General features: G+C 72.8%; 22 protein-coding genes. 14 read left to right on the top strand and 8 right to left on the bottom strand.

The genetic code is table 11. The features are described 5' to 3' along the window. Positions 1–46 precede the first annotated feature (46 nt). Entirely contained in the window at positions 47–805 is a 759-nt protein-coding gene (locus ACYVAQ_RS01285) for a VOC family protein (protein ID WP_460786616.1), read from the top strand. A 3-nt stretch (positions 806–808) separates the two neighbouring features. Here ACYVAQ_RS01285 and ACYVAQ_RS01280 read toward each other — a convergent pair whose 3' ends face one another. Then, entirely contained in the window at positions 809–1,978 is a 1,170-nt protein-coding gene (locus ACYVAQ_RS01280; RefSeq protein ID WP_460786614.1) for an acyl-CoA dehydrogenase family protein, read from the bottom strand. A 59-nt stretch (positions 1,979–2,037) separates the two neighbouring features. Between ACYVAQ_RS01280 and ACYVAQ_RS01275 the strand changes: the two genes are divergently transcribed. Together ACYVAQ_RS01275 and arfB are read left to right on the top strand one after the other, a co-directional pair. Then, on the top strand, positions 2,038–2,451 hold the full coding sequence (locus ACYVAQ_RS01275) for a CoA-binding protein (protein WP_460786613.1): 414 nt from the start codon (positions 2,038–2,040) through the stop codon (positions 2,449–2,451). Next, positions 2,435–2,875 (top strand): alternative ribosome rescue aminoacyl-tRNA hydrolase ArfB, encoded by a 441-nt coding sequence (gene arfB, locus ACYVAQ_RS01270; protein WP_460786611.1) that lies wholly within the window; start codon positions 2,435–2,437, stop codon positions 2,873–2,875. Before ACYVAQ_RS01275 ends, arfB begins: the two co-directional genes overlap by 17 nt. A 71-nt stretch (positions 2,876–2,946) precedes the next feature. Here arfB and purE read toward each other — a convergent pair whose 3' ends face one another. After that, positions 2,947–3,459, bottom strand: coding sequence for a 5-(carboxyamino)imidazole ribonucleotide mutase (purE, locus tag ACYVAQ_RS01265; RefSeq protein ID WP_460786609.1), 513 nt, complete (start codon positions 3,457–3,459; stop codon positions 2,947–2,949). 91 nt (positions 3,460–3,550) lie between these two features. On the opposite strand from purE, the gene ACYVAQ_RS01260 reads away from it, so the two are divergent. The 6 genes from ACYVAQ_RS01260 to ACYVAQ_RS01235 are packed head-to-tail and all read left to right on the top strand — an operon-like array spanning position 3,551 to position 9,158. Further along, complete coding sequence (locus ACYVAQ_RS01260; RefSeq protein ID WP_460786608.1) at positions 3,551–4,192, top strand: M15 family metallopeptidase; 642 nt, start codon at positions 3,551–3,553, stop codon at positions 4,190–4,192. Further along, positions 4,189–5,313 carry an alanine racemase gene (gene alr, locus ACYVAQ_RS01255; protein ID WP_460786607.1) on the top strand — a complete coding sequence of 375 codons (1,125 nt, stop codon included), beginning with the start codon at positions 4,189–4,191 and terminating at the stop codon, positions 5,311–5,313. The genes ACYVAQ_RS01260 and alr overlap by 4 nt, the downstream gene beginning before the upstream one ends. Beyond that, positions 5,310–6,263 carry a D-alanine--D-alanine ligase family protein gene (locus ACYVAQ_RS01250; protein ID WP_460786606.1) on the top strand — a complete coding sequence of 318 codons (954 nt, stop codon included), beginning with the start codon at positions 5,310–5,312 and terminating at the stop codon, positions 6,261–6,263. The genes alr and ACYVAQ_RS01250 overlap by 4 nt, the downstream gene beginning before the upstream one ends. After that, positions 6,260–7,270, top strand: coding sequence for an acyltransferase family protein (locus ACYVAQ_RS01245; RefSeq protein WP_460786605.1), 1,011 nt, complete (start codon positions 6,260–6,262; stop codon positions 7,268–7,270). Before ACYVAQ_RS01250 ends, ACYVAQ_RS01245 begins: the two co-directional genes overlap by 4 nt. Beyond that, positions 7,267–8,499, top strand: a complete 1,233-nt coding sequence (locus ACYVAQ_RS01240) for a sensor histidine kinase (RefSeq protein ID WP_460786604.1) — start codon at positions 7,267–7,269, stop codon at positions 8,497–8,499. Before ACYVAQ_RS01245 ends, ACYVAQ_RS01240 begins: the two co-directional genes overlap by 4 nt. Next, positions 8,496–9,158, top strand: coding sequence for a response regulator (locus ACYVAQ_RS01235; protein ID WP_460786603.1), 663 nt, complete (start codon positions 8,496–8,498; stop codon positions 9,156–9,158). Before ACYVAQ_RS01240 ends, ACYVAQ_RS01235 begins: the two co-directional genes overlap by 4 nt. 67 nt (positions 9,159–9,225) lie before the next feature. Here the strand turns inward: ACYVAQ_RS01235 and ACYVAQ_RS01230 are convergent, their stop codons facing one another. From ACYVAQ_RS01230 to ACYVAQ_RS01210, 5 genes are all read right to left on the bottom strand, one after another. Next, positions 9,226–10,383 (bottom strand): 5-(carboxyamino)imidazole ribonucleotide synthase, encoded by a 1,158-nt coding sequence (locus ACYVAQ_RS01230; protein WP_460786602.1) that lies wholly within the window; start codon positions 10,381–10,383, stop codon positions 9,226–9,228. A 24-nt stretch (positions 10,384–10,407) separates the two neighbouring features. Next, positions 10,408–10,725 carry a winged helix-turn-helix domain-containing protein gene (locus tag ACYVAQ_RS01225; protein ID WP_460786601.1) on the bottom strand — a complete coding sequence of 106 codons (318 nt, stop codon included), beginning with the start codon at positions 10,723–10,725 and terminating at the stop codon, positions 10,408–10,410. A 133-nt stretch (positions 10,726–10,858) separates the two neighbouring features. Beyond that, on the bottom strand, positions 10,859–11,848 hold the full coding sequence (locus ACYVAQ_RS01220; RefSeq protein ID WP_460786600.1) for an adenylate/guanylate cyclase domain-containing protein: 990 nt from the start codon (positions 11,846–11,848) through the stop codon (positions 10,859–10,861). Next, the gene (locus ACYVAQ_RS01215) at positions 11,845–12,360 is read right to left on the bottom strand and encodes a PH domain-containing protein (protein WP_460786599.1); all 516 of its coding nucleotides are present in this window, start codon (positions 12,358–12,360) and stop codon (positions 11,845–11,847) included. Before ACYVAQ_RS01215 ends, ACYVAQ_RS01220 begins: the two co-directional genes overlap by 4 nt. A gap of 26 nt (positions 12,361–12,386) precedes the next feature. Next, a complete protein-coding gene (locus ACYVAQ_RS01210) occupies positions 12,387–13,178 on the bottom strand; it encodes a biotin--[acetyl-CoA-carboxylase] ligase (protein ID WP_460786597.1) in 792 nt (263 codons plus the stop codon). 93 nt (positions 13,179–13,271) lie between these two features. Here ACYVAQ_RS01210 and ACYVAQ_RS01205 point away from each other — a divergent pair, with 93 nt between their 5' ends. From ACYVAQ_RS01205 to ACYVAQ_RS01195, 3 genes are all read left to right on the top strand, one after another. Further along, positions 13,272–14,879 carry an acyl-CoA carboxylase subunit beta gene (locus tag ACYVAQ_RS01205; RefSeq protein WP_460786596.1) on the top strand — a complete coding sequence of 536 codons (1,608 nt, stop codon included), beginning with the start codon at positions 13,272–13,274 and terminating at the stop codon, positions 14,877–14,879. A gap of 117 nt (positions 14,880–14,996) precedes the next feature. Continuing rightward, entirely contained in the window at positions 14,997–15,257 is a 261-nt protein-coding gene (locus ACYVAQ_RS01200) for an acyl-CoA carboxylase subunit epsilon (protein ID WP_460786594.1), read from the top strand. A gap of 10 nt (positions 15,258–15,267) precedes the next feature. Beyond that, the gene (locus tag ACYVAQ_RS01195) at positions 15,268–16,869 is read left to right on the top strand and encodes a DUF2079 domain-containing protein (protein ID WP_460786593.1); all 1,602 of its coding nucleotides are present in this window, start codon (positions 15,268–15,270) and stop codon (positions 16,867–16,869) included. 6 nt (positions 16,870–16,875) lie between these two features. On the opposite strand, the gene ACYVAQ_RS01190 is transcribed toward ACYVAQ_RS01195, so the two are convergent. Beyond that, positions 16,876–17,880, bottom strand: a complete 1,005-nt coding sequence (locus ACYVAQ_RS01190) for a hypothetical protein (protein ID WP_460786592.1) — start codon at positions 17,878–17,880, stop codon at positions 16,876–16,878. A gap of 111 nt (positions 17,881–17,991) precedes the next feature. Between ACYVAQ_RS01190 and ACYVAQ_RS01185 the strand changes: the two genes are divergently transcribed. Further along, entirely contained in the window at positions 17,992–19,809 is a 1,818-nt protein-coding gene (locus ACYVAQ_RS01185) for a fibronectin type III domain-containing protein (protein WP_460786591.1), read from the top strand. A gap of 10 nt (positions 19,810–19,819) precedes the next feature. Further along, a complete protein-coding gene (locus ACYVAQ_RS01180) occupies positions 19,820–21,490 on the top strand; it encodes a DUF885 domain-containing protein (protein WP_460786590.1) in 1,671 nt (556 codons plus the stop codon). Position 21,491: the final 1 nt, after the last annotated feature.

The raw sequence follows: 21,491 nt of genomic DNA, 5'->3' as shown, positions 1-21,491 counted from the left end.
GTCCCGGCACCGGCCCTCGGCGTCTGCGCCTCCTAGGCTCATGCCCATGCACGCTCCGGACCTCGACCACACCTCCTTCGCCGTCCCCGACGCCCTCGCGGTCGCACGTCGGTTGCGGGCCGAGCTCGGCGCCGTGCCGATCTTCGGCGAGACTCTGGCGGAGTTCCGCTACGTCACGCTCTACGCCGGCACGACCGAGGCGGGCGCGAACATCGAGCTGCTGGAGCCCACCGGGCCGGGCTTCCTGACCCGGTTCCTGGACGCCCGCGGCGCCGGTCCGCACCACATCACCTTCACCGTGCCGGACCTGGCCGCCTCCGTCGCGCAGGTGCGCGAGCTCGGCCTGACCGTGGTCGGTGAGAGCTACGACCACGCGCCGTGGCGGGAGGCGTTCATCGCGCCGGACGGTGTCCACGGCACGGTCATCCAACTGGCGCAGACAGACCGGCCACATCCCCCGCTCGCCGAGATCCTCGGCACCCGGGAGCGCTGTCCGGAGGACTTCCCCGTCGGCGCCGGTGCGACCGACCTGGACTGGTGGACGCCGGTGTGGGACACGGAGCCGGGGGCGCAGGGCCGGCTCGGGGCGACGTACCTCGGCACGACCGACCCGGACCTCTCGCACCGCCTGTTCAGCGGCGTGCTGGGCGCGACGGCCTCGCCGGAGGAGGACGACGTCCGGTTCACCTGGCCGGGCGGCTCGCTGCTCGTCGACACGACCGCGACGCCGGGCGTGCGCGGGATGGAGATGAGCGGCGGCCCGACCGGAGGGATCCCGATCGGGCCGGCCCGGCTGGGCCTGTGACCGTCAGAGGGTGCTCTGGATGCCGGCGAGGAGCTGGCGGGCCATCACGATCCGCTGGACCTGGTTGGTGCCCTCGTAGATCTGGGTGATCTTCGCGTCGCGCATCATCCGCTCGACCGGGTAGTCACGCGTGTAGCCGTAACCGCCGAGCGCCTGGACCGCGTTCGTGGTGACCTCCATCGCCACGTCCGAGGCGAAGCACTTCGCGGCCGCGCCGAAGAAGGTGAGGTCGGCGTCGCCGCGCTCGGAGCGCCCGGCGGCCGCATAGGTCAGTTGACGGGCGGCCTCGACCTTCATGCCCATGTCCGCGAGCAGGAACTGCAGGCCCTGGAAGTCCGCGATCGGCTTGCCGAACTGCTGCCGCTCCTGGACGTAGCCCAGCGCGTAGTCCAGCGCCCCCTGCGCGACACCGACCGCTTGGGCGGCGATCGTGATCCGGGTGTGGTCCAGGGTCTTCATCGCGATCTCGAAGCCCTTGCCCTCCTCGCCGATGATCCGGTCGCCGGGGATGCGGACGTTGTCCAGGTAGACCTCGCGGGTCGGGGAGCCCTGGATGCCGAGCTTCTTCTCCTTCGCGCCGAAGGACACCCCCTCGTCGGACTTCTCCACCACGAAGGCGCTGATCCCCTTCGAGCGCTTCTCCGGGTCAGTCATCGCGAGGACGGTGTAGTACTCCGAGACGCCGGCGTTGCTGATCCAGCGCTTGGTGCCGTTGAGCACCCACCCGTCACCGTCGCGCACCGCGCGGGTCTTCTGGTTGGCCGCGTCCGACCCGGCATCGGGCTCGGACAGGCAGTAGGAGAAGCCGCCCTCCCCGCGCGCGAGCGCGCCGAGGTACTTCTTCTTGAGCTCCTCCGAGCCGCCGATCTGGACCGGCAGCGAGCCCAGCTTGTTGACCGCCGGGATCAAGGACGCGGACACGTCGGCGCGGGCGATCTCCTCGATCACGATGACCGTTGCCAGCGCGTCCGCGCCCACGCCGCCGTACTGCTCCGGCACGTGCGGAGCGTAGAAGTCGGTCTCCAGCAGGGCATCGTGCGCCTCCTGCGGGTACCGCGCCTCCTCGTCGACGGCCGCCGCGTGGGGCGCGATCTTCGCGTCACAGATCTCGCGGATCGCCTTGCGGATCTCCTGCTGCTCCTCGGAGAGGCCGTACATCGGGAAGTCGCTCATGGGAATAATCGTAGGACGTCCAACATTCTGCGGATATGGCGCCCTGGACCAATCCTGACGTGATCGATGTGTTGCTCGACGACAGCGAGGTGTGGGCCGTGGTGGGTCTCGGTGGCGACCCGTACCGCACCGCCTACTCGATCGCGCAGGAGCTGCAGCAGCACGGCAAGAGGGTGGTGCCGATCCACCCGTCGGCCGACGGGACCAAGAAGGTCCTCGGTGAGCTGGTGTACGGCACGCTCGCGGAGGCGGCCGAGGCCGTGGGTCGGATCGACGTCGTCGACGTGTTCCGGAGGTCCTCCGAGGCCGGTCAGTACGCCGACCAGGCGGTCGCCGTCGGGGCGGGAGGCGTCTGGTTCCAGATGGGCGTGGTCGACGAGGCGGCGTACGAGCGCACGGTGGCCGCCGGCGTACCGATGGTGATGGACGTGTGCCCGAGCCAGGTGTGGTTCCAGCGTGCCCGGCGAGCTTGACCTGCGCATCGACCCGGGCCCCGGCCTTCCCGACGGCCTGGTCGTCCCCGCGGCCGAGCTCGTCGAGCGGTTCAGCCGCTCCTCGGGCCCGGGCGGTCAGTCGGTGAACACGGCCGACAGCCGGGTCCAGCTCGAGCTGTCGGTCGAGTCGTCGACGGCGTTCACGGAGACCCAGCGCGCTCGGCTGCTCGATCGGCTCGGTCCGGTGGTCGCCGTGGCGGCCTCCGAGCACCGCTCGCAGCACCGCAACCGGGTCGCGGCGCGCGAGCGGCTCGCCGCGCTGATCCGGGACGGGCTCGCTCCCCCGGCGGCTCCGCGCCGCCCGACCCGACCCAGCCGGGGCTCGAAGGAGCGTCGGCTGCAGTCGAAGCGGGAGCGCTCGGAGACGAAGTCGCTGCGCGGTCAGGTGCGCCGCGAGGACTGACGTCACGGCCTCACTCACGTGTGAGTGAATCCGATTCACTCACACGTGAGTGAGGGGACGTGGGGTCCGGCTCAGAAGCCGGCGCGACGGCCGGACTGGGCCGAGCGGACGACCTCGCCCTTGGCCTGAGCCGCTGCCTTCAGGTCGGCCTGGAAGGCCGTCATCTTTTCCTGGAGTGCCGGGTCGGTGGCGGCGAGGATGCGCACGGCCAGCAGGCCCGCGTTGCGCGCTCCCCCGACGGCGACCGTGGCGACCGGTACGCCGGCCGGCATCTGCACGATGGAGAGCAGCGAGTCCATGCCGTCGAGGTACTTCAACGGCACCGGTACGCCGATGACGGGCAGCGGCGTGACCGACGCGAGCATGCCGGGCAGGTGGGCCGCACCGCCGGCGCCGGCGATGATCACCTGGAGACCGCGGCCGGCCGCCCGCTTGCCGTAGTCGAGCATCTCCTCGGGCATCCGGTGCGCGGACACCACGTCGGCCTCGTGCTCGATGCCGAACTCGGCCAACGCCTCAGCCGCCAGCCGCATCACCGGCCAGTCGGAGTCCGAGCCCATCACGATGCCCACGCGCGCAGTCATGCCCGAAGGCTATCGAGAAGGTCCTGTGGTGCCGGGGATCGGCACCTCAGACCGACGCGCGGCACCCGCGTCCGTCCCTAGCGTCGGTGGCATGACAAGTCCCGTCCTGCTGGCGGACCCGCGGGTCCACGCGATCCCGCTCGTCGAGTCCGGCGATCCCCTGGTCGAGCTGCCGCCGGCCCTCGCGGCCCCCGGCGTGCTGGTCCGGGTCGGTCTGGCCGAGCGGTTGCGGGTCGCGGCCCGCTCCCTCCCACCGTCGGTGCGGCTGCACGTGGTCGAGGGGCACCGCAGCCCGGCCGACCAGCAGCGGATCATCAACCGCTACTCCAGCGAGGTGTGCGCGGCCCGTCCCGGGTGTGGCCCGGCCGAGCTCGACCGCCTGGTCAGCCGCTTCGTCGCGCCGCTCGCCGTGGCACCGCACGTCGCGGGTGCCGCCGTCGACCTCACCCTGACCGACGCCGACGGCGCTCCCCTGGACCTCGGGACGCCGATCGACGCGACCCCCGAGCAGAGCGGCGGCCGCTGCTACTTCGCCGCCGTCGACATCAACCCCGCCGCACGCGCGCGCCGCGACCTGCTCGCCGGTGTGCTGACCGCCGCCGGGTTGGTCAACTACCCGACCGAGTGGTGGCACTGGAGCTTCGGCGACCGGTACTGGGCGCTGCTGACCGGCGCCGCGCACGCGACGTACGGGCCGGTCGAGGTGCCCGTCCCCGCAGGGGCGCTGCGATGAGCGCGCTGGCCGTCGCGCCGGCGTACGACGCCCGACGGGGTGCCGCCCTGACGGTCGACCTGACCGCCGTCGCCGACAACACCCTGCGTCTCGCGGCCCGCGCGAGCGGCGCGCTGATGGCCGTGGTGAAGGCCGACGGGTTCGGTCACGGCGCGAGCGCGGTCGCCCGCACCGCCCTGCACCACGGCGCCTCCTGGCTGGGTGTGACCAGCATCGACGAGGCGCTCGCGCTGCGCTGGGACGGCCTGAGCGCTCCGGTGCTCAGCTGGCTGAACCCTGTCGACGCCGACCACGCCACGGCGCTCGCGCACGGCATCGACCTCGCGGTGCCCGGTCTGGACCACCTCGCCGCCATCGAGCGCGCCGCCGCGCGCACGGGGCACCTGGCCCGGGTCCACCTCCAGCTCGACGTCGGCATGGCGCGCGACGGAGCCGCGCCCGCGGCCTGGGCGCGGCTGTGCGCCGCCGCGCGCCGTGCCGAGCGGTCGGGCACGGTGCGGGTGGTCGGGCTGATGGGGCACCTGGCCTGCGCCGACCGACCCGCGCACCCGAGCAACGCGGTGGGCCGCGACCGCTTCCTGTGGGGGCTGGCGGTCGCGCGGCGGCACGGCCTCCGGCCGCCGCTGCGCCACCTCGCCGCGACCGCGGCCACCCTCACCGACCCGCTCAGCCACCACACGCTGTGCCGGGTCGGCGCGGGCCTGGTCGGCATCGACCCGACCGGCACGACCCGGCTGCACCCGGCGATGACGCTCACCGCGCCCGTGGTCTCGATCCGCGACGTGGCTCCCGGGGCCTCGGTGGGCTACGGCCACACCTGGAGCGCACCCCGCGCGACCCGGCTCGCCCTGCTGCCGGTCGGGTACGCCGACGGCATCCCGCGCACCGCCTCCGGTCGCGCCCAGGTCTGGCTGCACGGCCGCCGCTGTCCGGTGGTCGGGCTGGTGTCGATGGACCAGGTGGTGGTCGACGTCGGCACCCTGCCGGTGCAGGTCGGCGAGGTGGCGACGATCTTCGGCAGCGGCACCCAGGGCGAGCCGAGGGCCGCCGAGTGGGCCACGTGGGCGGGCACGATCGAGCACGAGATCGTGACCGGCATCGGATCGCGGGTGCGGCGATGAGCGCACTGGTGGACGACGGCCGGATCAGGGTCGCCGTCGTCGGAGGCGGCGCGAACGGTGAGCACGAGGTGTCCCTGGCATCGGCGGCCGCGGTGTGCGCGCACCTACCCGCCTCGGCGTACGACGTGGTGCCGCTGACCATCTGCCCGGACGGGGGCTGGCGCGACCGCGGCGGCCGGCCGCTCGGCCTCCGCGGTGCGCTCGCCGTGCTCACCAGCTGCGACGTCGTCTTCCCCGCGGTGCACGGTGCGGGCGGGGAGGACGGCACGCTCGCCGCCCTGTGCCGGGTCCTCGGCCTCCCCTGCGTCGGCTCTCCCACCGCGGCCGGCGCGATCGCGATGGACAAGCACCTCACCAAGCTGGTCGCCGCGGCGGCCGGCATCCGGGTGGCGGCAGGGACGCTGCTGACCCGGTCCTCGGCGTACCGCTGGACGGGGCCGGTCGTCGTGAAGCCGGCGGGGGCCGGTTCGAGCCGGGGCGTCTCACTGGTGGAGAACCGCGAGGACCTCGCCGCCGCGCTCGACGAGGCGTTCACCTACGACGACCGGGTGCTGGTCGAGGAGGTGGTCGCCGGCCGGGAGATCGACGTCGCGGTCTTCGGCAGCGCCGACGGCGGCCGGCTCGTCGCGCCACCGCTCGAGATCGTCGGCCCCGGGCTCTTCGACTACGAGAGCAAGTACGGCGGCGGCGCCGACCTGCGCGTCCCCGCCGACGTCACGACCGCCGAGCGCCGGGACCTGCGCGACACTGCCGTCCGGATGTACGACGCCCTCGGCTGCCGCGGGCTCGCGCGGATCGACTTCTTCCTCACCGACGACGGCCCGGTCCTGCTCGAGGTCAACACCATGCCGGGGCTGACCGAGCACTCCCAGGCGCCGCGGATGTTCGCCGCCGCGGGTGTCTCGTACGCCGAGCTGCTGGACCTCATGGTCCGCGACGCCCTCCGGTGAGCCGGCTGCGCAGCGCCGGGCTGGACCAGCTCCGCGGGATCGCGATCGCGCTGGTGCTGCTGCGGCACCTGACCGACACCCTGCTGCCCGGCCCCGGTGTCGTCGGGGTGGTGATGTTCTTCTCGATCAGCGGCTACCTGATCACCGGCGTGCTGATGCGCGACCTGGCCGAGCACGGCCGGTTCCGGGCCGGGCACTTCTACGCGCGCCGCGCGTGGCGGCTGGTGCCGGCGCTGCTCGTGGTCGTGGCGGTCCTCGTCGTCGTGACGCTCGTGCTCGACCCCGTCGGCGACCGCGGCCGGCTGCCGCGCACGGTCGCGGTCGCCCTCACCTGGACCGCGGACCTCCCGTTCCAGCACGGCAGCACGGCGATCTTCCACCTGTGGACGCTGGCGATGGAGGAGCAGTTCTACCTGCTGTGGCCGCTGGTGCTCGTCCTCGCGGTCCGGACCCGGCGTCCGGCCCCGGTGCTCGCCGGCGCCGGGCTGCTCTGCCTGCTCGCGTGCGTGGTCACGGTCGTGCACTACCGGCACGCCCTCGACCTGGCCTACCCGCTGCCGACGTCGTGGGCCGGCTGCTTCGTCATCGGCGGCGCCGCCCGCTGGTGGTCGGACCGGGTGCCGGTGGTGACGCGCAGCTGGCCGCTGCTCCTCCCGCTCGTGGTGCTCTGCTTCGTCCCGCTGCGCGGGCACGCGGCGACGTACCTGCTCGGCGCGCCGCTCATCGCTGCCCTCACCGCGGTCCTCGCGCGGTCCTGGCACGATCGGAACGTGCAGAACCGGATCGGAGGCGCCCTCGCCGCGCTCGGGACGGTCTCGTACGCCGCCTACCTGTGGGACTACCCGCTCACCGTGTGGCTCCGCCCGATCGGTTGGTACGGCGGGCCGCTGGCCCTGCTGCTGACGCTGGTCGCCGCCGCGGCCTCCTGGCGCTACCTCGAGCGGCCGCTGCTGCGGTGGCGCGACCGCGAACGAGCGCCGTCGGCCGCCCTCGCAGGAGCCCGATGATCGAGCGGATCCGCACCTCCGCCTGGACGCCGGCCGTCGTGATCGGCGTCGTCGTGCTGTTCCTCGGCATCTGGGAGATGGACCACGAGGACGTCGTGGCCATCCCCTCGACCCGCGACCAGGTGCTGTTCGTCGTCGTGTTCGCGGTCGCCGTCGCGGCCTACCGGCTGGGCCCCGCCCTGGCACTCGTCCTGCTGTGGTGCCTGGCGCTCGCCCAGCTGCTGCGCGGGTTCCCGGTGCTGCCGGTCGAGGCCGCGGTGGCGATCGTCGCGTACGGGTGCGCGCGCTACGGCTCGGTCGCGACGCTGGTCGCGAGCGCCTCGTCGGTCCCGGCGATCGCCCTCATCGCCGAGCTGGCGGTCCGGACCGGGCGGATCGTGCGGTTCTCCGATGCTCGGCTCTACACGCTGCTCGGCCCCGGCAGCTCGATCCGGTCCCTGGTGGGCCACCTGCTGCTGGTCGGGGTCGGGCTGCTGATCGTGCCGTGGCTGGTCGGACTGCTGCTGCGCGTCCTGCGTCGCGAGGCGGCGACCCGCGCCGAGCAGATCGAGACCGCCCGCGAGCGGGACCAGGCCGCCGAGCTCGCCGAGCTGCGCGAGGGCCAGGCGCGCCTCGCACGCGACGTCCACGACGTGGTCGGCCACTCGCTCGCGGTGATCCTGGCGCAGGCCGAGTCCGCGCAGTACCTCCCCGACGACGACCCGGCCCGGCTCAAGGAGACGTTCGCGACCATCGCGACCTCCGCCCGCAGCTCGCTGCAGGACGTGCGGCACGTGCTCGGCGCGACCGACAGCCGGCCCCCGAACGGCGGGCTCGACACCCTCATCGACGGTGTGCGCTCGAGCGGGCACGAGGTGCTCTCCTCCGAGGTCGGCGAGCCGCGCCCGCTGCCCCCGGAGCTGGCGACGGTGGCCTACCGGGTGCTGCAGGAGATGCTGACGAACGCGATCCGGCACGGTCGCCGGGACGAGCCGGTGCGGGTCGAGCGGCACTGGCAGGACGAGCTCAGGATCGAGGTCAGCAACGTGGTGGACGACCAGGACGCGGTCGCTTGCTTGCCGGCAGGTAACCACTTACCTGCCGGCAAGCAAGCGGAGACGGGCAGTGGCCTGAGCGGCATGCGCCAGCGCCTGGAGTCGGTGGGCGGCCGGCTCGACGTACGGCCGCGGACCGTGGACGGCGTAGCCACCTTCACCGTGACCGCGTGGCTGCCGGTGGGTGCCCGGTGACCGCCCCGATCCGGGTGGTGCTGGTCGACGACCAGGACCTGTTCCGCGAGGGCGTCCGCGTCATCGTCGACGCGCAGGAGGGCATGGAGGTCGTCGGTACCGCCGCCGACGGCGTCCAGGCGATCGCCGTGGCCGAGGAGACGGCGCCCGACGTGGTGCTGATGGACCTGCGGATGCCCGAGATGGACGGCGTCGAGGCGACCCGCCAGCTGCTCGCGCCCGAGCGTGCCGCCCGGCGCGAGCGCCCGCTGCGGGTCGTCGTGCTCACCACCTTCGACCTCGATGACCGCGCCGCCACCGCGATCCGGTACGGCGCCAGCGGGTTCCTGCTCAAGGACACGACCCCGCAACGGCTGGCCGAGGCGATCCGCACCGTGGCGGCCGGCAACGCCGTGCTGGCACCCGCCGACCTGGCCACGCTGCTCGATCGCAGCTTCACCGCGCGGGTGGCTCCCCCGGCGGCGTACCTCGCGCTGACCGACAAGGAGCGCGAGATCTTCACGGCCGTCGCGCGCGGGCTCTCCAACAGCGAGGTCGCCGGCACGGTCCACCTCAGCGAGTCGACGGTCAAGACCCACGTCGGCGCGATCCTGCGCAAGCTGGGCCTGCGCGACCGCGTGCAGATCGTGGTCTTCGCCCACGAGCACGGGCTGCTCTGACCACCGTTGGTTGAGTAGTCCGAGCCGCTAGGCGAGGACGTATCGAAACCAACAAGGACCCCAGCCGCTACTCCGACTCGTTCCCCAAGTCCCCGCGGAACCACGACGCGGCGTGCCGAGCGCGCGACAGCACCTCGTCGAGGTCGTCGCCGTAGGCGTTGACGTGGCCGACCTTGCGGCCCGGCCGCAGCTCCTTGCCGTACAGGTGCACCCGCAGCCGCGGGTCGCGCGCCATCGCGTGCGGGTAGCCGTCGTAGAGCCGGCCCACCGACGGGTCGGACGAGCCGAGGATGTTCACCATCACCGTCCACGGTGCTCGCGGCTCGGGCGAGCCGAGCGGCAGGTCGAGCACCGCGCGCAGGTGGTTCTCGAACTGGGAGGTCACGGCGCCGTCCTGCGACCAGTGGCCCGTGTTGTGCGGACGCATCGCCAGCTCGTTGACCAGCAGCCGGCCGTCCACGGTCTCGAACAGCTCGACCGCCATCACCCCGGTCACTCCGAGCTCGCCGGCGATCCGCAGCGCGAGTGCCTGCGCCTCCCCGGCCATCTCGGCTGACAGCGACGGTGCGGGCGCGATCACCTCGTGGCAGATGCCGTCGAGCTGGGTGGTCTGCACGACGGGGTACGCCGCCGCCTGGCCGCTGGGCGAGCGCGCCACGATCGCGGACAGCTCGCGGCGGAAGTCCACCAGTTCCTCGGCGAGGATCTGCACACCTGCAGAGGCCGCGACGGAGAACGCCTCCTCCGCGTCGGCGGCCGAGCGGACGACCCAGACCCCCTTGCCGTCGTACCCGCCGCGGGCGGTCTTGAGGACGCAGGGCAGGCCGAACGCCTCGACGTCCGCGACCGTCGACACCAGCGCGTTGCGCGGGCAGGGCGCGCCCAGCTCACCGAGCCGCGCCCGCATCAGGCCCTTGTCCTGCGCGTAGACCAGCGCGTCCGGACCGGGCCGGCAGGCGACCCCGGCGGCGTCGAGCGCGCGCAGGTGCTCGGTCGGGACGTGCTCGTGGTCGAAGGTGACGACCGCGCAGCCGTCGGTCACCGCCTGCAGCGTGGCCAGGTCCCGGTAGTCACCGACCACCTGGTCGGGGATCACCTGGGCGGCCGAGACGCCCTCGGCCTCCGCGAGCAGCCGCAGCGGTACGCCGAGCGCCACCGCCGGCTGGGCCATCATCCGGGCGAGCTGACCGCCGCCGATCACGGCGATCCGAGGAGCGAAGGACACCCCCGCACCCTAGAGGCTCGGGCCTCAGGCGACCGACTCCTGGTTGCCGATCTCGAAGCGCAGGCCCTGCCCGCGGATCGTCGTGATCAGCCGGTAGGGATGGCGATCGTCGCCGAGCTTGCGGCGCACCCATCCGACGTGGACGTCGATCGTCTTCGACGACGTCCAGAAGGTCGCCTGCCACACCTCGCGCATCAGCTCGTCACGGGACACGATCTCCCCAGCGCGCGACATCAGCGCGTGGAGCAGCTCGAATTCCTTGCGTGTGAGCCGGATCTCCCGATCCCCCCGCCAGGCACGACGAGCGGCCGGGTCCAGCCGCACATCCTGTACCTCGATCACACCGATCAAGGTAGGGACAGGAAGCCTCGCGTGCGCCCTGTTTGGAAAAGTTTTGTCCGATCAATAGCGCTGTGACCTGCAGGAACGTGCAACACGTCCACGAAATAGTGGGTCCGGAAAGCCTGCGGAGATCCTACGGCCGTCGTACGGCGACCGGCTCGACCACGCCGAACCCCCGGACCGGTCGCGCGGGCAGCCGGCGGGACTCGATCTGCTCCTCGGGCAGCAGGTCGGCGGTCTCCTGGTCGACGATGATCCGGTTGCGCCGCGCCACCTGGGTGAGCCGGCTCGCCAGGTTGACCGGCGGCCCGAACACGTCGCCCAGCCGGAGCACCACCGAGCCGGTGGCCAGGCCCACCCGGACGTCGGGCATCCGCTGGTCGCGCCCGATCACGTTGATGATGCCCTCGGCGGTCTCGAAGGCGTGCAGCGGATCGTCGTTGACGAACAGCACCGCGTCGCCGATCGCCTTGATCAACCGGCCGTGCCGGCTCGCGATCACCTCGCCGCACCGGGACTCGAAGATCTCCACGAGGTCGCCGATCCGCTCCCGGCTGACCTCGTTGGACAGGGCCGTGAAGCCGACGATGTCGGCGAACCCGACGGTCAGGTGGGTGGTGCCGGGCGCCTCCTCGATCGCGCGGGCGGCCTCCATCCGACCGGTGGCGGCCACGAGGTGACGGCGCCAGGCGTAGATGAGCAGGTCCTCGAAGCGGTCGCCGTACTCCTGGGTGAGCCGGACGGCCGCGGGGACCGCGCTCGGTGCGCCCCCGTGGGCGGCGTCGCGGGCGGCGTACATCTCCTCGGCCCGCTGGATCAGCGCCCCGACCTCCCAGTCGGCCAGCCGGGACATCGTCAGCCCGATCCCGCGCGCGACGTTGAGCACGCTGTCGAAGTCGACCAGGCCGTCCTCGAAGAAGGAGACGAACAGCCCGAGGGCGGCGACGTCGGCCTCGGTGTACGCCGCCTCGTCACCCCGGTCCGGGAAGCCGAGCGTGCGCCACAGCCGTCGCGCCCGGCCGACGGGTACGCCGGCGGCGGCGGCGGCCTCCTCGGCCGTCAGCCGGGGCCCGTCGCCGAGGACCTCCTGCTCGAAGCCGCTCTCGCTCACGCTCTCGCTCACGCGTCGGGTTCGGCGGACTGCGGGGTGCCGCCCTGGTGCAGCTGGAAGAGCAGCTCGTTGAGCCGGCGCTGCACCGACTCGACCTGCGGGATGTCGTTGAGCCGCGTGGTGCCGTTCGTCGACGCGTCGGAGATGAGCAGGCTGCCGCAGCCGAACGGCCGGTCCATCAGGTTGATCTCGATCTCGATGTCGCTGACCCGCGACAGCGGGATGTCGTGGCCGCGGCGGGTGAGGATGCCGTGCCGGGTGATGATCCGCCGGTCGGTGAAGCCGTAGACCGTGGCGAGCCAGTCGAGGAACGGGCGGACGAAGAACCAGACCACGCCGATGAGGACGAGGACCCACACCGTCCAGCGGATCCAGGCGTGGTGGTCGGCGGCGACCTGCACCGCGACCCCGACCGCCAGCAGCACGACCAGCACGAGGACCGGGCCGAACAGCTTCTTCACGTGCTGGCGGCAGCTGAGGACGAGGTGCTCGCCGGGGTTCAGCAGCTTGCTGGAGATGGCCACGGCGGCATCATCGCATCACAGCGCGGTCAGGCGGGGCGGACGTGCACCACGTCGCCGGCGCCGACCGCGCGCGGGCCGTCGGCCGTCTCCACCACCAGCCGGCCGTGCTCGTCGATGTCGGTGGCCTTGCCCTCGAGGCTCCCGCCGCCGGGCAGCTCGGCCCGCACCTGCTGGCCGACCGTCACGCAGTTGGCCAGGTACGACGCCCGCAGCCGCTCGTGCGCGGGGTCTCCCCCGGCCTGCCACACGTCGAAGCCCTCCCGGATCGCGGTGACCGCGCCGATGAGGACGTCCGACCGCTCCGGCGTGGGGACCCCGTCGACGAGCGCGAGGCTGGTCGCGGTCGGGACGGGCAGCTCCTCCGCGGTGGTCGACACGTTGATGCCGACCCCGACGATCGCGGCCGGCCCGTCGGGGGTGTCGACCCGCTCGACCAGGATCCCGGCGACCTTCCGGTGGTCCGGGGCGTCCGGGGCGTCCGGGGACTCCGGGGAGCCGATCAGGATGTCGTTGGGCCACTTCACCGCCGCGTCGTACCCCAGCGCGACGAGGGACTTGGCCACGGTGTGACCGACGAGCAGCGGGATCCAGGGCCAGCGTGCGTCGGGGACCGTCGGGCGCACCAGCAGCGAGAACGTCACTGCGGCGCCGGCCGGCGTCTCCCAGCTGCGGTCGAGCCGGCCACGGCCCGCGACCTGGTGGTCGACGACCACGACCAGGCCGTCGGGCGCACCGGTCTTGGCACGGGCGCTGGCGACCTGGTTGCTCGAGTCCGACTCGGCGATGAGCTCGAGGCTCAGGTCGGGGTACGTGGCCACTGCCTCACCGAGGGCGGCTGCGTCGAAGGGTGGGCGCGGAGTCGAACCGAGAGTCACGGGCACTAATCTTCCCTACGGAACCAAGGAGGCCAAGTGACCGCCCAGCCCGAGACCCAGCCCGAGATCGACCTGCACACCACCGCCGGCAAGCTGGCGGACCTCGAGCGTCGAGAGAACGAGGCCGTGCACGCTCCCGCCGCCAAGGCGCAGGAGAAGCAGCACGCCAAGGGACGCAAGACCGCCCGTGAGCGCATCGAGATGCTCTTCGACGAGGGCTCCTTCGTCGAGCTCGACGAGTACGCCCGCCACCGCTCGACCGCCTTCGGCCTGGAGAAGACCCGCCCGTACGGCGACGGCGTCATCACCGGCTACGGCACGGTCGACGGCCGCCAGGTGTGCGTGTTCTCCCAGGACTTCACCGTCTTCGGTGGCTCCCTGGGCGAGGTGTACGGCGAGAAGATCGTCAAGGTCATGGACCTCGCGATCAAGACCGGCTCCCCGATCGTGGGCATCAACGAGGGCGCCGGCGCCCGGATCCAGGAGGGCGTCGTCTCCCTGGGCCTGTACGGCGAGATCTTCCGCCGCAACGTCCGCGCCTCGGGCGTGATCCCCCAGATCAGCCTGATCATGGGCAACTGCGCCGGCGGTCACGTCTACTCCCCCGCGGTCACCGACTTCACGGTGATGGTGGACGGCACCTCGGGCATGTTCATCACCGGCCCGGACGTCATCAAGACCGTCACCGGTGAGGACGTCACGATGGAGGAGCTCGGCGGCGCCCGGGCCCACAACACCAAGTCGGGTTGCAGCCACTACATGGCCTCCGACGAGGAGGACGCCATCGAGTACACCAAGGCGCTGCTGTCCTACCTGCCGAGCAACAACCTCGACGAGGCCCCGGTCTACGACGAGGTCGCCTCGCTCGAGCCGTCCGACGAGGACCTGGCGCTCGACACGATCATCCCGGACTCCCCGAACCAGCCCTACGACATGCACGACGTGTTCACCACCGTGCTCGACGACGGCGAGTTCACCGAGGTCCACCCGCTGTTCGCGCCGAACATCATCGTCGGCTTCGGCCGGGTCGAGGGCCGCAGCGTCGGCATCGTGGCCAACCAGCCGATGCAGTTCGCCGGCTGCCTCGACATCGATGCCTCCGAGAAGGCGGCCCGCTTCGTGCGGACCTGCGACGCGTTCAACATCCCGGTGCTGACCTTCGTCGACGTGCCCGGCTTCCTGCCCGGCACCGACCAGGAGTGGGACGGCATCATCCGCCGCGGCGCCAAGCTGATCTACGCGTACGCCGAGGCGACGGTCCCGATGGTCACCGTCATCACCCGCAAGGCCTACGGCGGCGCGTACGACGTCATGGGCTCCAAGCACCTCGGCGCCGACATCAACCTGTCGTGGCCGACCGGTCAGATCGCGGTCATGGGCTCACAGGGCGCCGCGAACATCATCCACCGGCGTACCCTCGCGGCCGTCGAGGCCGAGGGCGGCGACGTCGAGGCCCGCCGCGCCGAGCTCATCGACGAGTACGAGACCACGCTCGCCAACCCGTTCATCGCGGCCGAGCGCGGCTACATCGACGCCGTCATCCGTCCGCACGAGACCCGCGCCGAGGTCGTCAAGGCACTGCGCCTGCTGAAGACCAAGCGCGACACCCTCCCGCCCAAGAAGCACGGGAACATCCCGCTTTAGCCGACTGGCGGTCGTTGCGACGCAGGAGCAACGTCCGCCAGGGCCCGGCAAGGTTGAGCAAGGCCCGCGGCTGAGCTTGCGAAGCCGCGACGGCCGCGTCGAAACCAGAGGATCCAGATGACGAACGACATCACGCCGGACGAGAACGTGGAGACGCCGGAGCCGCAGGCTCCGGCGCTCCGGATCATCACGCCCGACACCACGCCGGAGGAGGTCGCCGCGATCGTGGCGGTCTTCTCCGCGCTGGGTGGCGGCGAGCCGGCGCCCGAGCCGGCGCGCTCGCTGTGGGCCTCGCCGGGTCGCAACATGCGGACCGCCCCCGGTCGTTCCCTCGCGGCGGGCCGGGGTGCCTGGCGCGCGAGCGGCCTCCCCCGCTAACACCGCGGCGATGACCGGCACGGCCGTCGAGACCCCGCGGCCGCGCCGGATACCGGTCGGATCGCGGGTCTCCCGCCGTACCCTCGCGACGATGCTGCTGTGCTTCGTCGTGTGCGCGGGGCGGAGCCTGCAGGTCTGGTCGCAGCTGCACCTGGGCGGCTTCGACATCGGCATCTTCGACCAGGGCATCCGGGCGTACGCGCACCTGCACCTCCCGGTGTCGGAGATGAAGAACGTCCACCACAACTTCCCGCCGGGCTACTCGTTGCTCGGCGACCACTTCTCCCCGATCCTGGCGCTGCTCGCGCCGCTGTACTGGATCTGGGACGACCCTCGGGTGCTGCTGCTCGCCCAGGCGGCGCTGTTCGCGGCCGGCGTGCCGCTGGTCCGGCGGATCGCCCGACGCAGCTTCGCGCACCTGCGGCTCGCGATCCCGAGCGAGCGGCTCGTCGACGTGGTCGGGCTCGTCTACGCGACCGGGTGGCCGCTGATGTCGGCCGCGGGCGCGGGCTTCCACGAGGTCTCCTTCGCCGTACCCTTCACGCTGCTGCTGCTCGATGCCGCTGCCACGCGCCGCTACCGGCTCGCCGGTCTCGCCGCGGTGCTGCTGTGCCTGTGCAAGGAGGACCTCGGGCTGATCGTGGGCGTGTTCGGCGTGGTCCTGCTGCTGCGGTCCCTGCGTGCGGGTGACCGCGCCGGCAAGGTCACCGGCGTCGCCATGCTCGTGCTCGGGCCGGTCGTCTCGGCGATCCAGATCGAGGTGCTGCTGCCGGCGATGGGCGGCGTGCGCGGCTACTACTGGGACTACGACCGACTCGGCCCCGACCCGGTCGGCGTGGTCACCAACGTCCTCGGCCACCCCTGGCTCCTGGTCACCGCGGCGACCGACCAGGGCGTCAAGCTGCAGCTGATCGGCTGGATCGTCGCCTCGCTGGCGCTGCTCCCGCTCGGCTCGCTGACGTCGCTGTGCTGGCTGCCGCTGCTCGCCGAGCGGCTGTACTCCACCAACCCGAACCACTGGACCGTCACCAACCAGTACGACGCCTTCCTCTGGCCGTTCCTGCTCGTGGCGGCCATCGAGACGTTCGCGCGGATCGCGCCGCGGCTCTCGACGGCGCGGCTGCGCGCCCTCGGCGGGCTGACGCTCGTCACCGCGCTGCTGACGTCGTCGGCGCTCGGCCTGTTCGGCTGGATGTGGCCGCCGGACCTCCAGGCGTCGCCGACGGCGCAGGCGCTCATCGACGCCGCGAACCGGATCCCGGCGGGGGCGAGCGTGGAGGCCACGAACAACGTCGCGCCCCGGCTGCTCAGCGACCACTACGTCGTCATCGCCGACGAGGTCCCGCGCTGCCTGGACTACGTGCTGCTGCCCTCGGAGCCGATCCTCACCTTCGGCTTCCTCACCCCCGAGGGGCCGGTGACGCGCGCCCGGATGCTCGAGCGGCACGGCTACGTCGTCGTCTCGGACGAGGGTGGCGCGATCCTGCTCCGGAAGACTCCGCGGGCCGACGTACCTGGGTGCCACCTGCCGGGACCGAACAGCGTCCCGGTCCGTGAGGAGGTCCCGCCGGGCCAGAGGCTGCCGCTCTTCTCCGGCGCCTTCCACGGCTGAGCCGGGTCAGAGCCGCAGGCAGAGCGGCGCCACGTTCGACTGGGCCGACGAGAGCACCACGGGCGGCACGTAGAGCGGGCGGCAGCTCTGCTTGGTGAGTGCGTGCCGTCCCCCTGCCTCCACGATGCCGTTGCCGACGCACCAGTCGGAGTACACGAACGCCTGCGGGTCCTCGGCGCTCGGCCGTGCCCCGCGGCCCACGAAGTGCAGGACGAGTGCCTCGTCGCCGTGCATCGTCGTGAGGCAGTCCTGGGGGCGGTCGGGTCCCCCGCCGAGGGGCGCCGCACGGATCGCGCGGACGATCGCGCGTGCCCGCGCACCCACGATGGAGACGTCCGCCGCCATCCTCGGGGCGCCGGGACGGGTCCGGTCGTACTCGCACACCGAGATCGACCCGACCTCGGCGGCGGCCGGGACCGGGCGACCGTTCGGCCGCTGCATCCGCGCGAGCCGGGCCGGTGCCACGCTTGCGCACCCGAGCCCGTCCACATCGACCTTCCGGGCCGAGCCGATGACCTGCGCTCCGAGGCCCGGCTCGCGCGCATCGGTCAGGACCGAGATCGACAGCCGGCCGACCTGCCTGCGCTGGAGCGTCCAGCCGCGGTAGGTCCAGGTGCCGGAGGCGGTGCCGCCGGGTTGGTCGGCCGGGCGCAGCGCGACGTGCGGCTGCCAGAGGCGGAACGCGAGCTTCCCGAACTCGGGCGGGATGTCCTTCGGCCCCGAGGACACACACAGGACCAGGTCGTCGACCGCCTCGAACCGACCCACCTCGACGTACGGCGCCGTCGTCACGCTCCCGCCCCGCACGCAGGCCTCGTTGGGCGGCAGCACCCCGTTCCGCCAGGCCCTCGGCACCGCCACCTCGACCCCGTACGACGACACCCACCGCATCGCGATCGATGAGCCGGGTGCCGTCGGTGTCACCCCGGGGGCCGACGACGGCGACGGGCCGGTCCCACAGCCGCCGAGGAGCAGCACCGCTGCCCCGCCCCACGCCGCCAGGATCCGCATGTCCACATCAGAGCAGACGTGCGCGGGCTGCGGATCGGTTCCACCCGAGACCTTGGTCCTGACCGCGCCAGGCGGCCTCAGCCCGCGACCGTCGGCGCCGATCGGCCGGGTATGAGTCGCCTGATCCGGGCGTCGGTCGTGGTCGCCGTCGCCGCCCTGCTGAGCGGTCCCGGCGGGCCCCCGGTCGGGGGCCGCGTGACCGAGTGGGACCCCGCGCCCGACGTACCGGCGCCGGTGAGCCTGGCGGTGCCGGTGGCGACCACCGCGGCCGACACGTTCGCGCTGCACAGCGACCCGGGAGCGCCGTACACGATCTACCTCGACTTCGTCGGGTTCAAGCTGTCCGGGACCCTGTGGAACACGCTCGGCAGCATCCTGACGCCGACCGTGACCGTGCCGCCGTGGGACCCGGACGGCAACGGCAGCTCCTTCGCGGCCGACGAGCTGTCGCGGGTCCAGGAGATCTGGGAGCGGATCGCGGCCGACTACGCGTCCTTCGACGTCGACGTCACGACCGAGGACCCGGGGACGGCGGCCCTGGTGAAGTCGGGCAGCACGGACCACCAGTACGGCGTCCGCGCGCTCTTCCTCGGCACCGACTCCGCGAGCAGCACCGTCTACGCCCGCGTCTGCAACAGCGCCTGCGGCGGCATCGCGTTCCAGCCCAGCTTCGGGCTCGCCGACCTGACGCCGGCGCTGATCTTCACGGCGTCGCTCGGCCCGAACGACCCGAAGTTCGTGGCCGACGCCGCCAGCCACGAGATCGGCCACACGCTCGGCCTCAGCCACGACGGGCTCTACCCCGCCGGGAGCGCCGCTCACCAGGAGTACTACCCGGGGCGGGGTGGCTGGGGCCCGATCATGGGCGACCCCTACTCCATGCCGATGAGCCAGTGGTCCAACGGGAGCTACGCCAACGCGTCCAACACCGAGGACGACGTGGCCGTCATCCGGAGCACGCTCGGGCTGCGACCCGACGAGTCCGGCGACGGCCCGGCGGCGGCCGCCGCCCTCGGCGACGGCACCGGGTACATCACCGGCCGCTCCGACGTCGACACCTACGCGCTCGGCCAGTGCTCCGGGTCGCTGCGGGTGTCGGCAGCGCCCACCGCGGTCGGCACCGACCTCGACATCGACCTGCAGCTGCTCGACGCGTCGGGCACCGTGGTCGCCGAGAACGACCCCGGGTTGCAGGTCCAGTCCTACGACACCGCCGGCGGCCTCGGTGCGGCCATCACCGCGAGCGTCTCGGCGGGCGCCTACTACGTGCGCGTCGACGGCGGCGGCGCCACCGCGAACAACCCGTACGACGACTACGGCAGCCTCGGCGCCTACCAGGTGTCGCTCTCGGGCGGTTGCGCCCCGAGCGTCGCCGCCGGCACGCCCGGCGCCCCGCGCTCCGTCGTGGCCAGCGCGGCGCGCGACCGCGCCGCGGTCACGGTGACCTGGCAACCGCCCACCGACGCCACCGGCGTGACGGGCTACCGCGTCCAGCTGGGGGGTTCCACCGTGACCGTCGGGGCCGCGGAGCGGTCGCACACCTTCACGGGTCTTGCCCTCGGCACCGACTACGTGGCGTCGGTCGCGGCGGTCAACGGCGCCGGGGTCGGCGTACCGTCCGGGGCGAGTGCGCGCACCATCGCCTCCCTCGCGACCGTGCCCGGCCACGTCCGGAACCTGGTGACCCGCTGGCACACTGGCGGCCGGTACCTCCGCGTGGGCTGGCGCGCCCCGGCGTACGACGGCGGTACGGCCGTCACCGGCTACCGGATCTCCGTCGACGGCCGGGTGATCGGGACGGTGGGCGGTGCCCGCCGCGCGGTCACCGTCCGCAACCTGCACCGCGGCCGGCACGTGGTGACCGTGCGGGCGCGGAACGCGGTCGGCACGTCGACCGCCGTCCGGAGGGCTGTCCGAGTGCGCCACTAGTCTCGAGCACATGACGCGCCCTGTGGACTCTCGGACCGATCGCTACGTCGAGGAGTACGCCGCCCACGACCCGATCAGCGCCACCTTCGCGGGCATCGCGGGTCACGAGGGCGAGCTGCCGGACCTCTCCCCCGACGGCTTCGACGCCGGCGAGGAGCTGCAGCGTCGGGCGCTCGCGGACGTGGCCGCGCTGACGCCGGTCGACGAGCGCGAGCAGGTCGCGAAGGACGCGTTCGTGGAGCGGACCGGGCTGGCCGTCGCGCGCGCCGACGCCGGCATCGAGCGCAGCGAGGTGTCGGTCATCAGCAGCGCGGCCCACGCGATCCGCGAGGTGTTCGACGTGATGGCGACCGAGACCGACGACGACTGGCAGGCGATCGGCGACCGGCTGGCCGCCGTACCGGCCGCGCTCGAGGGCTACCGCACCACCCTCGCCCGCGAAGCGGAGGCCGGCCGGGTGTCCGCGCGCCGTCAGTACGTCGAGGTCGCGGCCCAGGTGAAGGGCTGGACCGGCCAGACCGGGAAGGCCGGCGACTACTTCGCGAAGGTCGTGGCCGCGGCGCCCGACGCGCTGCGTCCGTCGCTGGAGAAGGCGGCCGCGCAGGCCTCGGCGGCGTACGCCGAGCTCGGGCGGTTCATCGAGACCGACCTGGTGCCGCGCGGCCGGGAGCACGACGGCGTCGGCCGTGAGCACTACGCGCTCGCCTCGCGCTACTTCCTCGGCGCCGAGGTGGACCTCGAGGAGACCTACGCCTGGGGCTGGCAGGAGCTCAGGCGGATCCACGATGAGGCTGTCGACATGGCGAACCTGATCGTTCCCGGCGGCTCCGTGGACGACGCGGTCGCCGCGCTCGACGCCGACCCCGCCCGCGACCTCGGCAGCCGGGAGGCCTTCCAGGCCTGGATGCAAGGGCGCGCCGACGAGATCATCGCCAGCTTCGACGGCGTGCACTTCGACATCGCCGACCCGATCAAGCGGATCGAGTGCCGCGTCGCGCCGATCAACGACGGCGGGGCCTGGTACACGCCGCCCACCGAGGACTTCTCGCGCCCCGGCACCATGTGGTTCTCCTTCACCGACGACCACAGGATCTACTCGACCTGGCGCGAGACGACGACGGTCTTCCACGAGGGCGTCCCGGGCCACCACCTGCAGTGCGCGCAGGCCGTGCACCGTGCCGACCTGCTCAACCGCTGGCAGCGGCTGATGTGCTGGGTCAGCGGCCACGGCGAGGGCTGGGCGCTCTACTCCGAGCGGCTGATGGACGAGCTCGGCTACTTCGCCGACCCGGGCGACCGGCTCGGCTTCCTCGACATGCAGGGGTTCCGCGCGGCCCGGGTGATCGTGGACATCGGCGTCCACCTCGGGCTGACGATCCCGGAGGACAACCCGTTCGGCTGGCGGCCGGGCGAGGTCTGGGACGCCGACCGGGTGCTCGAGTTCATGCGCGCGCACTCGCGGATGGACGACGGCTCGCTCCGCTTCGAGGTCAACCGCTACCTCGGCTGGCCGGGCCAGGCACCGTCGTACAAGGTGGGTGAGCGGATCTGGTTGGAGGCGCGGGCGGACGCGCAGGCCCGGCACGGGGCGGACTTCGACCTCAAGGCCTTCCACACCGCCGCGCTCGACCTCGGCTCGCTCGGGCTGGACCCGCTGAAGGCGGCGCTGGGCCGGCTGTGAG

This window comes from Nocardioides maradonensis (assembly GCF_054777115.1).
The sequence above is the reverse complement of the archived record's forward strand: the minus strand, read 5'-3'. Positions and strand labels throughout refer to the sequence as shown.